We start from the raw sequence: 12,856 nt of genomic DNA on the forward strand, positions 1-12,856 counted from the left end.
TCGCCGCAAAACCCGATTGGTCCCCCTGTGTCCGCCTCGCACTCCGCGCTCGTGCCCGCCTGGCTCACCGCCCCGGCCGAAGCGAACGAGCTCGTCGCCTCCGTCTGGCCCTCGTCCGCGCATCGTGTCGCCGACGGCTCCGTCGAGGTCGGCGGCGTGTCGGTCTTCGACCTGCGCGACCGCTTCGGCACCCCCCTGTACGTGCTCGATGAGAACGAGGTGCGCGACCACGCCCGCCGTGCGCGCGTCGCCTTCGACGCCGCGGCCGCGCGCCACGGCATCCGAGCCCGCGTGTACTACGCCGGCAAGGCGTTCCTCTCGACCGAGGTCGTGCGCTGGGTCGTCGACGAGGGACTCGCCGTCGACGTCTGCACGCGCGGTGAGCTCGAGGTCGCGCTCGCCGCGGGCGCCGACCCGGCACGCCTGGGCTTCCACGGCAACAACAAGAACGTGTCCGAGCTCGAGCGCGCCGTCGAGGTGGGCATCGGCTCGGTCGTCGTCGACAGCCCCATCGAGATCGAGCGTCTCGCCGCCATCGCCGAGCGCCGCGGCGCCGTGCAGTCGGTGCTCGTGCGCGTGCGCACGGGCGTGCACGCCGAGACCCACGCGTTCCTCGCCACCGCCCACGAAGACCAGAAGTTCGGTTTCTCGCTCGAGGGGGCGGCCGAGGCCGTGGCCCGCATCCGCGAGCTGTCGAGCCTGCGCTTCGTCGGTCTGCACGCCCACATCGGCTCGCAGATCTTCGACTCCTCCGGCTTCCGCGAGTCGGCGGCGCGCCTGGTCGACCTGCACGCCGACCTGCTCGCCGGGGGAGAGATCCCCCTGCTCAACGTCGGCGGCGGCTTCGGCATCTCGTACACCGCGGTCGACGACCCCAAGCCCATCGAAGAGATCGCCGACGGCATCGTCGACGCCATTGCCGACGAATGCGCGGTCCGTGGCATCCCGATGCCCGACGTCGCCACCGAGCCCGGTCGCGTCATCGTCGGCCAAGCCGGCGTCACCCTCTACGAGGTGGGCACGGTCAAGACGGTCACCGCCGGCGAAGACCTCGACCGCACCTACGTCAGCGTCGACGGCGGCATGAGCGACAACGCCCGGCCCGCCCTCTACGGCGCCGACTTCTCGGCGCGGCTGGTCTCGCGCACGAGCTCCGCGGCCCCGGCCCTCGCGCGCGTCGTCGGCCGGCACTGCGAGTCGGGAGACATCGTGGTGGATGCCGAGTACCTCCCCGCCGACGTCACCCCCGGTGACCTGCTGGCCGTTCCCGCCACCGGCGCCTACTGCTTCTCGCTCGCGAGCAACTACAACTACACGCCGCGCCCCCCGGTCGTCGCCGTGCGCGACGGACAGGCCCGCGTGATCGTCCGCGGCGAGAGCATCGACGACCTCCTCGCGCGCGACGCCGGGATCCCGGCATCCGCTCCTTCCGCTACACCCCACGGAGACACCGAATGACCGACTACCGCACGCTCCGCGTGGCGCTCCTCGGCGCCGGCGCCGTCGGCTCGCAGGTCGCCGACCTGCTGCTCAAGCACGGCGACGAGCTCGCCGACCGCGCGGGCGCGAAGCTCGAACTCGCCGGCATCGCCGTGCGCGACCTCGACGCCAAGCGCGACGTCGACCTGCCGCGCGAGCTGTTCACCACCGACGCCGACACCCTGATCGTCGGCAGCGACATCGTCATCGAGCTCATGGGCGGCATCGAACCCGCACGCACGCAGGTGCTGCACGCGATCGCCTCGGGCGCCGACGTCGTCACCGCCAACAAGGCGCTGCTGGCCACGCACGGCTCCGAGGTCTTCGAGGCCGCCGACCAGGTGGGCGCCGAGGTGTACTACGAGGCCGCCGCCGCCGGTGCGATCCCCATCATCCGGCCGCTGCGCGACTCGCTCGCCGGTGACCGCGTCGTGCGCATCATGGGCATCGTCAACGGCACGACGAACTACATCCTCGACCGCATGGACACCGAGGGCGCCGACTTCGGCGACGTGCTCGCCCAGGCGCAGGCGCTCGGCTACGCCGAGGCCGACCCCACCGCCGACGTCGAGGGCTACGACGCCGCGCAGAAGGCCGCGATCCTCGCGAGCCTCGCGTTCCACACGACGGTTCCGCTCGATGCCGTCCACCGCGAGGGCATCACCTCGGTCGACGCCGCGATGATCGAATCGGCGCGGCACGCGGGGTACGTCATCAAGCTCCTCGCCGTGTGCGAGCGGCTCGCCGCCGAGGACGGCGGCACCGAGTCGATCTCGGTGCGCGTGTACCCGGCCCTCGTCGAGCGCACCCACCCGCTGGCGAGCGTCCACGGCGCGAACAACGCCGTCTTCGTCCAGGCCGAGGCCGCGGGCGACCTGATGTTCTACGGCGCCGGCGCCGGCGGGGTGCAGACCGCGTCGGCCGTGCTCGGCGACGTTGTCTCGGCCGCGCGCCGCCACATCGCCGGGGGAGTGGGCGTCGGCGAGTCGACGCGCGCGAACCTCCCCACCGTGCCGATCGGTCACGTCATCACGCGCTACCAGATCACGCTCGAGGTCGACGACCAGCCGGGTGTGCTCGCCACCGTCGCGGGCATCCTCAGCGAGGGGCGCGTGTCGATCGCGACCGTCGAGCAGACCGTCATCGAGCAGACTCAGGATGCCGACGACTCGGCATCCGCGGAAGGCTCAGCGACCGGAGCGGGATCCGCCCGCCTGGTCATCGGAACACACAAGGCCCGCGAGCAGGATTTGAGCGAGACCGTCGAGCGTCTCGCCGCGAGCGGCGTCGTCGAGCGCGTGGTCTCCGTGCTGCGTGTGGAAGGGAACTGACATGGCACACCTCTGGGGCGGAGTCCTCCGCGAATACGCCGACCGTCTGGGTGTCACCGACGCCTCCACCGTCGTCACCCTGGGCGAGGGCGGCACGCCGCTGCTGCCCGCACCCGCGCTGTCGCGTCGCACCGGCGCCGACGTCTGGGTGAAGTACGAGGGCATGAACCCGACGGGCTCCTTCAAGGATCGCGGCATGACCGTGGCCCTCTCGCGCGCCGTCGAGCACGGCGCGAAGGCCGTCATCTGCGCCTCGACCGGCAACACCTCGGCCTCGGCCGCGGCGTACGCCGCCCACGCGGGCATCACCGCCGCGGTCCTCGTACCCGAGGGCAAGATCGCGATGGGCAAGCTCAGCCAGGCCGTGGCGCACAACGGCCGACTCATCCAGATCCGCGGCAACTTCGACGACTGCCTTGAGATCGCGCGCGAGCTCGCCGACCACTACCCGGTGCACCTGGTCAACTCGGTGAACCCCGACCGCATCGAGGGGCAGAAGACCGCCGCCTACGAGGTCGTCGAGGTCCTGGGGGACGCCCCCGACTTCCACTTCATCCCCGTCGGCAACGCCGGCAACTACACCGCGTACTCGCGCGGCTACCGCGAAGAGGCCGCCCGCGGCGTCGCCACGCGCGTGCCTCGCATGTTCGGCTTCCAGGCCGCCGGTTCCGCCCCCCTCGTGCGCGGTGAGGTCGTCAAGCAGCCCGAGACCATCGCGAGCGCGATCCGCATCGGCAACCCCGCGTCGTGGGAGCTGGCTCTCGAGGCCCGTGACGCCACCGACGGCTACTTCGGCGCGATCGACGACGCCGGCATCCTCGAGGCGCAGAAGATCCTCGCCGGCGAAGTGGGCATCTTCGTCGAGCCCGCCTCGGCCATCAGCGTCGCGGGCCTGCTCGAGCGCGCCGAGGCGGGCGTCGTGCCCGCCGGCGCGAAGGTCGTCCTCACCGTCACCGGCCACGGTCTCAAGGACCCCCAGTGGGCCCTGCGTCGTGCCGACGGCACCGACGTGTCGCCCACGGTCGTCGACGCCGCCACCTCGGAGGTCGCCTCCGTGCTCGATCTGCAGCCGGTGACCGCGTGAGCTCAGGCCCCGGTCGTCGGGTCGCCGTCCGCGTTCCCGCCACCAGCGCGAACCTCGGGCCCGGCTTCGATACCCTCGGCCTCGCGCTGAGCGTCTACGACGAGCTCGTCGTCGAGCAGCTCGGCGGCGACCGGCTCGAGATCCAGGTCGAGGGGGAGGGGACGGCGGACGTCCCCCGCGACGCCTCGCACCTCGTGGTGCGCGCGATGGCGCACACGTACGCCTCGGTCGGTCGTTCCCTGCCGGGGTTGCGACTGACGGCGCACAACGTGATCCCCCACGGGCGCGGCATGGGGTCGTCCGGGGCCGCCGTGGTCGCCGGCATCCTGGCCGCGAAGGGGCTGCTCGAGGGAGAGGTCGCCTTCAGCGACGTCGATCTGCTGCGGTTGGCCACCGAGATGGAGGGCCACCCCGACAACGTCGCGCCCGGCCTGTTCGGCGGACTCACCATCGCGTGGATGGATGCCGCCGGCCCCCAGCACAAGCAGCTCATCGTCCACCGCGGCGTCTCTCCGCTGGTCTTCGTCCCGAGCTTCACCATGTCGACCGCGGTGGCGCGGAGCCTGCAGCCCCTGCAGGTGCCGCGCGAGGATGCGGTGTTCAACGTCTCGCGTTCGGCCCTGCTGATCGCGGCGATGACGCAGAGCCCCGAGCTGTTGATGGCGGCGACCGAAGACAAGCTGCACCAGAACTATCGCGCGCAGGCCATGCCCGAGACCGATCGGCTCGTGCGGGCCCTCCGCGCGGAGGGATACGCGGCGGTCGTGTCGGGAGCCGGGCCCAGCGTGCTGGTGCTGGCCGACGGGCCGGGGCAGCGACTCGAGGCGGCGGATCTTATGGCATCCGTGGTCGACACCCCGTGGCAGGCGCTCATGCTCGCCGTCGACGTCAAGGGTGGTACAGTGAAAAACGCAGAGGGTTCCGCGTAACTTCGCGAATCTGAGCCTCTGCACCACCTGCGAAATCCGCAACACATCGCGAACCCGGTATCGGCTGCAGTCTCCCGAACCGCTGGTGTCCTTCGTCTGCGTTCTGCACGGCGAAGCGCGATCTGATCACGTTTCATTTTCTGAGGAGCACTCGTGGAGTCCATCTCCGAGACCCAGCCCGTCGACGCGCCCGAGGGCGCCGAGACCCCCGCCGACGAGCAGCCCACGGCTGCGGCGGAGGGCACCGACACCGAACAGACCCCCGAGGGCGCCGACGCCTCCGCGGCCGAGGAGCCCGCTGAGGCGGCCGCCGCCGCGCAGCCCGAGGCGCTGTTCACCGACGACGCCCTCGCCGCGGAAGCCCCGGCCGAAGCGGTCGCGGACGCGCCCGCCGCCGCCGCACCCGCTGCCGAGGCTTCCGCTCCGGAGGCGCCTGCCGCCGACGCTGCCGCGGAGCCCGCCGCCGAAGAGGCGGCCCCGGTCGAGAAGCCCGCACGCGCCCCGCGCAAGCGTGCCCCGCGCCGTGCCAAGAGCGCGACCGCCGAAGAGACGGCCGCCGCCGAAGCCGCCGCCGCCGAAGAGAAGGCCGCCGCCGCCGAGGCGCCCGCCGCCGAGGCCGCGACCGACGAGTCCGCGACGACCCCCGTCACGACGGCCGCCGACGTGGCCGCCGACGCCGAGACCGAGACCCCCGCGGTCGCCGCTGACGCGCCCGCCGCCGACACCGCGCCCGCCGAGGGCGACGCCGAGCAGGCCGACGCCGCGCCCGCCGACGGTGCCGCCGAGCAGGCCGACGAGGCCCCGGCCCGCGGCCGTGGCCGCAGCCGCTCGCGCAACCGCAACCGCAACAAGACCGACGCCGACAAGGCCGAGGCTCCGGCCCAGCCCGCCGCCGACGAGGCCGAGGCCCCGCAGCAGCAGGGCGGCCAGCGCGACAACGCGTCGCAGGGCGGCCAGCGCGACAACGCCCAGCGCGACAACGCCCAGAACGGACAGCAGGCCCAGCAGCAGCAGGGCGGGGCGGCGAACAGCCGCAACCGTCAGCGCAACAAGCGCCGCGGCCAGAGCACCACGGGTGACGAGTTCGAGACCGAGATCGGCGAGGACGACGTGCTCGTTCCCATCGCCGGTGTCCTCGACGTGCTCGACAACTACGCCTTCGTGCGCACCACCGGCTACCTGCCCGGTCCCAGCGACGTCTACGTCTCGCTCGGTCAGGTCAAGAAGTACAACCTCCGCAAGGGCGACGCCGTCGTCGGCGCCATCAAGCAGCCCCGCGAGGGCGAGCAGCAGGGCCGCCAGAAGTACAACGCCCTCGTGCAGGTGGACTCGATCAACGGTCTGTCGGTCGACGACGCCGCCACGCGCGTCGAGTTCAACAACCTCACGCCCCTGTACCCCCAGGAGCGCCTGCGCCTCGAGACCGGTCCCGAGAAGCTCACGCAGCGCATCATCGACCTGGTCGCCCCGGTCGGCAAGGGTCAGCGCGGCCTGATCGTCGCGCCCCCCAAGGCCGGTAAGACGATCGTGCTGCAGCAGATCGCCAACGCGATCGCGACGAACAACCCCGAGGTCCACCTCATGGTCGTGCTCGTCGACGAGCGCCCCGAAGAGGTCACCGACATGCAGCGCACCGTGCGCGGCGAGGTCATCGCCTCGACCTTCGACCGTCCGGCCGAAGACCACACCACCGTCGCCGAGCTGGCCATCGAGCGCGCGAAGCGTCTCGTCGAGCTCGGTCGCGACGTCGTCGTGCTGCTCGACTCGATCACGCGCCTCGGCCGCGCGTACAACCTCGCCGCCCCCACCTCGGGCCGCGTGCTCTCGGGCGGTGTCGACGCCTCGGCGCTGTACCCGCCGAAGCGCTTCTTCGGCGCCGCGCGCAACATCGAGAACGGCGGATCGCTCACGATCCTCGCGACGGCCCTCGTCGAGACCGGCTCCAAGATGGACGACGTGATCTTCGAGGAGTTCAAGGGCACCGGCAACAGCGAGCTGCGCCTGAACCGTCAGCTCGCCGACAAGCGCATCTTCCCGGCCGTCGACGTCAACGCGTCGAGCACCCGCCGCGAAGAGATGCTCCTGTCGAACGACGAGGTCAAGATCACCTGGAAGCTGCGTCGTGCGCTGGCCGGCCTCGAGCCCCAGCAGGCCCTCGAGGTCGTGCTCGGAAAGCTCAAGGAGACCCAGTCGAACGTCGAGTTCCTGGTGCAGATGCAGAAGTCGATCCCGGCGCCCGCGCGCGGCGGTGACGACAACAGCATCCGCTGAGCCGTGTCCGACTCCGGCATCTTCGAGTCCGTCCGCGGGCTGCTCGACGAGCACCGGGAGGTCGAGCTCGAGCTGAACGACCCCGCGGTCCACGCTGACGCCGCGCGCGCCAAACGGGTGAACCGGCGCTACGCCGAGCTCAGTCGCATCGTGCACGCCTACGAGGCCTGGCGCGCGGCATCCGACGATCTGGATGCCGCGCGCGAACTCGCCCGCGAGGACTCCGCGTTCGCCGAGGAGGTCCCGGCTCTCGAGGATCGCGTGGCCGAGACGCAGGAGCGCCTGCGGCGTCTGCTCATCCCGCGCGACCCCGACGACGCCCGTGACGTGATCATGGAGATCAAGGGCGGCGAGGGCGGCGCCGAGAGCGCCCTCTTCGCGGCCGATCTGCTGCGCATGTACCTGCAGTACGCGGCATCCATGGGCTGGAAGACCGAGCTGCTCGAACGCACCGAGTCCGACCTCGGCGGCTACAAGGACGTCCAGGTCGCGATCAAGGGCTCCTCGAGCGACCCCGCGCAGGGCGTGTGGGCGCATCTGAAGTACGAGGGCGGAGTGCACCGCGTGCAGCGCGTGCCCGCCACCGAGTCGCAGGGGCGCATCCACACCTCCACGACCGGCGTCCTCGTCTTCCCCGAGGTCGACGAGCCCGAAGAGGTCGCGATCGACACGAACGACCTGAAGATCGACGTCTTCCGCTCGTCGGGCCCCGGTGGTCAGTCCGTCAACACGACCGACTCCGCGGTGCGCATCACGCACGTTCCCACCGGGATCGTCGTCTCGATGCAGAACGAGAAGTCGCAGCTGCAGAACCGCGAGGCCGGCATGCGCGTGCTTCGCGCCCGCCTGCTCGCCAAGCAGCAGGAGGAGCGCGACGCCGTCGCCGCCGATGCGCGCAAGTCGCAGATCCGCGGCATGGACCGCTCCGAGCGCATCCGCACCTACAACTTCCCCGAGAACCGTATCGCCGATCACCGCACCGGGTACAAGGCGTACAACCTCGACCAGGTGATGGACGGCGCCCTCGGCCCGATCATCGAGTCGGCGATCACCGCCGACGAAGAAGCGCGCCTCGCGGCCCTCGCCGACTCCTAAGCTCGGGTGGTGCTCACCGCCGCCCAGATCGTGTCGTTCGACGACACCCCGCCCCCGCCCGGACTCTCACCGTGGGTCGGCCCCGCCGAGCAGGTGCGACAGATCGAGATCGTGGATCCGGATGCCGCCTGGCCCGGCGTCTTCGAGATGCTCCGCTCCCGGATCGACGGCGCCCTGGGCGACCGTGTGCTCGAGATCGAGCACGTCGGCTCGACGTCGGTGCCGGGGTTGGCCGCCAAACCCGTCATCGACATCGACCTGACGGTCGCCGACACCGACGATGAGGACGCCTATGTGCCGGCCCTCGAGGCGCTCGGGTTCGTGCTGCGCGTGCGCGAGCCGTGGTGGCTCGGGCACCGCTGCCTGGTCTCGGCCGAGCCGGCCGCCAACCTGCACGTGTGGCCGCCCGACAGTCCCGAGGCCGCGCGGCACCGCCTCTTCCGCGACTGGCTGCGCGCCGACGAGGCGGATCGCCAGCGGTACGCCGCGGTCAAGCGCGAGGTCGCGGCCGACGGCCTGATGAGCGAGTACAACGCCCGCAAAGAGGGCGTGATCCGCGAGATCTACACCCGCGCTTTCACCGCGGCGGGCCTGTTGCCCTGACGGCCGCCCTTCCGAGACCACAACGCAGGATCCACGGCCGTGACCCGTGCGCAGGGCGGCGTCGGCCCTTCGGCGCGGGCGGATCTCCTGTGCTGTGGACCGAAGGGCGTCAGGCGTCCCAGGCGGGCGGGTGGGGGAGCGGGCCCCGGCGCGCCTCGAGCTGAGCGGCGACTTCCAGCAGCGTGGCCTCGCCCCCGGGGCGGCCGACGAGCTGCACCGAGACGGGGTGGCCCTCGGCATCCGTCGTCACCGGGATCGTGACCGCGGGCAGGCCCGCGACGTTGACGAAGCTCGAATACGGCGCGTACTCGACCTGCATCGCGAACGTGCGCTCCGGGCTGTGGCCCGCGTACGAGCCGATCGGCTGCGGGGGCTGCGCGAGAGCGGGGGTGAGCACCGCATCGAAGGCCGAGAAGTCAGCGATGGTGCGGCGCTCGAAGGCCCGGGCGGCCGCGAGTCCGCCGAGCAGCTCGAGCGCCGACAGGCGACGCCCCTCCTGCACGAGCCACGCGGTGAGCGGCTCGACGAGCTCGGCATCGGCGTCGCTCAGCGGGATGCGCGCGGCACTCGCCCGCCAGAGCACGTGGAACAGCTCGGCATAACCGGATGGATGCCAGTCGGCATCCGTCACCGCGTGTCCGGCGTCGTCGAGCCAGGCGGCGGCGGTGTCGAAGGCGGCGCGAGCGTCGGCGTCGAGGACGATGTCCTCGTCGTCGTCCCACGGCGAGACGGTGGTGATCCCGAGGCGCAGTCGACCGGGGTCGCGGCGAGCAGCGTCGACGAAGGGTCCGGTGCCGGGGGCGGCCGTCGCGTACGAGAAGGGGGCGAGACCGACGAGGGCGTCGAGAAGCAGCCCCGCGTCTTCGACCGAGCGCGCGATCGGTCCCGTCACCGACAACCCGTCGGGGGAGTCGAAGCCCGAGCCGATCGGCAGACGCCCGCGTGAGGGTTTGAGACCGACGACACCCACGGTCGCCGAGGGGATGCGGATCGAGCCGCCCCCGTCCGAACCGACGGCCGCGGGGAGGAGCCCGGCAGCGACCGCCACCGCCGCGCCACCGCTCGAGCCCCCCGCGCCGGCCGCAGGCCGCCACGGGTCTCGCGCCGAGTCGTGGATCAGCGGTTCGGTGAAGCCGGTGAGACCGAACTCCGAGGTGCTGGTCTTGCCGACGTTGATCGCTCCGGCGGCGTCGAGGGCCGTTGCGAGGGGATCGGATGCCGCGGGCACGTGGTTCACCCGTGAGCGTGAGCCGTAGCGCGTGGGCACTCCGGCGCGGGCGACGAGGTCCTTGTCGGCCAGGGCGACGCCCCACAGAGACCCGTCGGCCGGTCGGGGGAGGTCGGCCGCACGTCGGAGCGCGGCATCCCGGGTCACCTCGGAGAAGGCGCCGAGACCGCGGTGGTGGTCGATGCGGTCGAGGTAGTGGCGCGTCAGCTCGGCGGGCGAGTACTCGCCGCTGCGGAGCCCGTCGATCTGGGCCACGAACGAGAGATCGTGCAGTCGGGGCATTGTCCGAGCCTACGGCGGGCCGGCCGAACGGAAACAGCCGCCGCGGCGGTCAGATCCAGTACTCCGGGGTGGTCAGCAGCGCGCGGGTGTCCTCGCCGTTGCGGCGCGTGCGCGCCGTGGCCGGGACGCCCACGAGCACGCTGTCGGCCGGTGCATCGCGGGTGACCACGGCGTTCGCCCCCACGACCGACCGCGCACCGAGCGTGATCGGCCCGAGGATCTTGGCCCCCGCGCCCACGGCCACCCCGTCGTGCAGGGTCGGGTGGCGTTTGCCGCCCTCGCGCTGACGACCGCCCAGGGTGACGCCGTGGTACAGCATCACGTCCTCGCCGACCTCGGCCGTCTCGCCGACCACGACACCCATGCCGTGGTCGATGAAGAAGCGTCGACCGATCGTGGCGCCGGGGTGGATCTCGACCCCGGTGAGCCACCGGGTCACCTGCGACAGGGCCCGCGCTGGAAAACGCAGGCCCCGTCGCCAGAGCCGGTTCGCGATGCGGTACGACCACACGGCGTGAAGCCCGGGGTACAGCAGGGCGATCTCGAGGCCGCCGCGCGCCGCGGGATCGCGGAGCTTGGCGGAGGAGATGTCTTCGCGGACGCGGGAGAGGACCCCCACGTCAGTCTTCGCGCAGGTGCTCGTAGAGCGCCGTCGAGAGATACCGCTCGCCGTACGAGGGGATGATGACGACGATGTTCTTGCCCGCCGCCTCGGGGCGACGCGCGACCTCGAGGGCGGCCCAGATGGCCGCCCCCGACGACATTCCCACGAGGATGCCGTCCTTCGCCGCGGTCTCGCGGGCGAGGCGGATGGCGTCGTCGAACTCGACGTCGATCACCTCGTCGATGATGTCGCGATCGAGGATCGCGGGCACGAAGTTGGGGCCGATGCCCTGGATCTTGTGCGGGCCGGGGTGGCCCTTGGTGAGCACGGGGGAGTCGGCGGGCTCGACCGCCACGACCTTGACCCCGGGCACGCGCTCCTTCAGCACCTGGCCCACACCCGTGATGGTGCCGCCCGTGCCGATGCCGGCCACGAAGTAGTCGACCTTGCCCTCGGTGTCGCGCAGGATCTCTTCGGCCGTCGTCTTGCGGTGGATAGCGGGGTTCGCCTCGTTCTCGAACTGGCGGGCCCACACCGCACCGGGGGTCTCTGCGACGATGCGCTTGGCCTCGTCGACGGCGTGCGACATGCCCTTGGTCGGGTCGGTGAGAACGAGCTCGGCGCCGAACGCCTTGAGCAGGATGCGGCGCTCCTTCGACATCGAGGCGGGCATCGTGAGGATGACCTTGTACCCGCGCGCGGCGCCGACCATCGCGAGGGCGATGCCGGTGTTGCCGCTGGTCGACTCGACGATCGTGCCGCCGGGCTTCAGTTCGCCGGATGCCTCGGCCGCGTCGATGATCGCGATGCCGAGGCGGTCCTTGACGCTCGAGGCGGGGTTGTAGAACTCGAGCTTGGCGAGGATCTGGCCGCCGACGCCCTCCGCGACGCGGTTCAGCCGCACCAGCGGCGTGTCGCCGAATGCAGAGGTGATGTCGGAGTGGATGCCGGGCATGGCTCGCCTTTCGCCGTCGGTCGGGACGCGTTCATTTTAGGCGAGCCCTCCGACACCACCGGCTGTGTGACGCTGCGCGACTAGGCTGGGCTCCTGTCATGTCAGGAACCGTCCCGCCTCCCGCCCCCACGGCCGTTTCGGTCGCCGACACCGTGCGCGCGGCCGCTCACCGACTGAACGCGGCGGGGGTTCCCGACCCCCAGGTCGACGCCGAACTGCTGGTGGCCCACGTCCTCGAATCGTCCCGCGGGGGCGTGCAGGCCGCCGCGATCCGCGGAGACCGGATGCCGGAACCCGCCGCCCGCGCCCTCGCGCCGCTCGTGGATCGCCGCGCCGCCCGCGAGCCGCTGCAGCACCTCACGGGTCTCGCCCCGTTCCGATCGATGGAGCTCGCGGTCGGACCGGGGGTCTTCGTGCCCCGTCCTGAGACCGAGATGGTGGCTCAGCTCGCCATCGATGCCCTGCGTTCGGCCGCGTCGGAGGCTCCGATCGCCGTCGACCTCGGCACGGGCAGCGGAGCGATCGCGCTGGCGCTGGCGACCGAGGTGCCCCACGCCCGCGTCTTCGCCGCGGAGAACTCGGTCGACGCGTTCGTCTGGACGAAGCACAACGTCGCCCGGATCGGCGCGGACAACGTCACGCTCGCGTTCGTCGACCTCGCCGACGCCTTTCCCGAGCTCGACGGAACCGTGTCCGTCGTGGCATCCAATCCTCCCTATGTTCCTGACGACGCGATACCCCGCGATCCCGAGGTGCGCCTCTACGACCCACCCGCGGCGCTCTACGGAGGACCGGACGGGCTGGATGCCGTGCGCCACCTCAGTCGCGTGGGCCTGCGGCTGGGCCACCCCGGCGCGACGATCGTCATCGAGCACGGGGAGTGGCAGGGCGCGGCCATCCGCGAGATCCTCATCGCCGACGGCTGGCGATCGGCGGCGACCCACCCGGACCTCACGACCCGGGATCGCGCCACGACCGCCGTGCGCCCCTGACGA

General features: G+C 71.9%; 11 protein-coding genes. 8 read left to right on the forward strand and 3 right to left on the reverse strand.

What is annotated here, in order from left to right; genetic code table 11:
• The first annotated feature begins 27 nt into the window (after window positions 1-27).
• The 7 genes from lysA (at window position 28) to BLS25_RS01510 (ending at window position 8,792) form a co-directional block, all read left to right on the forward strand.
• A complete protein-coding gene (lysA, locus tag BLS25_RS01480) occupies window positions 28-1,458 on the forward strand; it encodes a diaminopimelate decarboxylase (RefSeq protein ID WP_081349645.1) in 1,431 nt (476 codons plus the stop codon).
• Window positions 1,455-2,810, forward strand: a complete 1,356-nt coding sequence (locus BLS25_RS01485) for a homoserine dehydrogenase (protein ID WP_074694183.1) — start codon at window positions 1,455-1,457, stop codon at window positions 2,808-2,810. Before lysA ends, BLS25_RS01485 begins: the two co-directional genes overlap by 4 nt.
• A gap of 1 nt (window position 2,811) precedes the next feature.
• A complete protein-coding gene (thrC, locus tag BLS25_RS01490) occupies window positions 2,812-3,894 on the forward strand; it encodes a threonine synthase (protein ID WP_074694184.1) in 1,083 nt (360 codons plus the stop codon).
• Window positions 3,891-4,823: a homoserine kinase gene (thrB, locus tag BLS25_RS01495; RefSeq protein ID WP_074694185.1), complete on the forward strand. Its 933-nt coding sequence runs from the start codon at window positions 3,891-3,893 to the stop codon at window positions 4,821-4,823. The genes thrC and thrB overlap by 4 nt, the downstream gene beginning before the upstream one ends.
• A 153-nt stretch (window positions 4,824-4,976) precedes the next feature.
• A complete protein-coding gene (gene rho, locus BLS25_RS01500; RefSeq protein WP_074694186.1) occupies window positions 4,977-7,094 on the forward strand; it encodes a transcription termination factor Rho in 2,118 nt (705 codons plus the stop codon).
• Between the two features lie 18 nt (window positions 7,095-7,112).
• Window positions 7,113-8,189, forward strand: coding sequence for a peptide chain release factor 1 (gene prfA / locus BLS25_RS01505; protein WP_074694406.1), 1,077 nt, complete (start codon window positions 7,113-7,115; stop codon window positions 8,187-8,189).
• A gap of 9 nt (window positions 8,190-8,198) precedes the next feature.
• Window positions 8,199-8,792: a GrpB family protein gene (locus BLS25_RS01510; RefSeq protein ID WP_074694407.1), complete on the forward strand. Its 594-nt coding sequence runs from the start codon at window positions 8,199-8,201 to the stop codon at window positions 8,790-8,792.
• 109 nt (window positions 8,793-8,901) lie between these two features.
• Here the strand turns inward: BLS25_RS01510 and BLS25_RS01515 are convergent, their stop codons facing one another.
• From BLS25_RS01515 to cysK, 3 genes are read right to left on the reverse strand one after another with little or no spacing between them, the layout of a single operon-like run.
• Window positions 8,902-10,302 carry an amidase gene (locus BLS25_RS01515; protein WP_074694187.1) on the reverse strand — a complete coding sequence of 467 codons (1,401 nt, stop codon included), beginning with the start codon at window positions 10,300-10,302 and terminating at the stop codon, window positions 8,902-8,904.
• Window positions 10,303-10,351: 49 nt separating this feature from the next.
• Window positions 10,352-10,921: a serine O-acetyltransferase EpsC gene (gene epsC / locus BLS25_RS01520; RefSeq protein WP_143017787.1), complete on the reverse strand. Its 570-nt coding sequence runs from the start codon at window positions 10,919-10,921 to the stop codon at window positions 10,352-10,354.
• Window position 10,922: 1 nt separating this feature from the next.
• The gene (gene cysK / locus BLS25_RS01525) at window positions 10,923-11,861 is read right to left on the reverse strand and encodes a cysteine synthase A (RefSeq protein WP_056227115.1); all 939 of its coding nucleotides are present in this window, start codon (window positions 11,859-11,861) and stop codon (window positions 10,923-10,925) included.
• A gap of 98 nt (window positions 11,862-11,959) precedes the next feature.
• Here cysK and prmC point away from each other — a divergent pair, with 98 nt between their 5' ends.
• Entirely contained in the window at window positions 11,960-12,853 is an 894-nt protein-coding gene (gene prmC / locus BLS25_RS01530; protein ID WP_074694189.1) for a peptide chain release factor N(5)-glutamine methyltransferase, read from the forward strand.
• The last annotated feature ends 3 nt before the right edge of the window (window positions 12,854-12,856 follow it).

This window comes from Microbacterium testaceum StLB037 (assembly GCF_900104345.1).
GTDB classification, from domain to species: Bacteria; Actinomycetota; Actinomycetes; order Actinomycetales; family Microbacteriaceae; genus Microbacterium; species Microbacterium testaceum_A.

Excerpts from the sequence above, each read along its gene's own strand:
- cysK (WP_056227115.1), bottom strand. The coding sequence starts at position 11,861 with ATGCCCGGCATCCACTCCGACATCACCTCTGCATTCGGCGACACGCCG.
- prmC (WP_074694189.1), top strand. The coding sequence starts at position 11,960 with ATGTCAGGAACCGTCCCGCCTCCCGCCCCCACGGCCGTTTCGGTCGCC.
- thrC (WP_074694184.1), top strand. The coding sequence starts at position 2,812 with ATGGCACACCTCTGGGGCGGAGTCCTCCGCGAATACGCCGACCGTCTG.
- BLS25_RS01515 (WP_074694187.1), bottom strand. The coding sequence starts at position 10,302 with ATGCCCCGACTGCACGATCTCTCGTTCGTGGCCCAGATCGACGGGCTC.
- BLS25_RS01485 (WP_074694183.1), top strand. The coding sequence starts at position 1,455 with ATGACCGACTACCGCACGCTCCGCGTGGCGCTCCTCGGCGCCGGCGCC.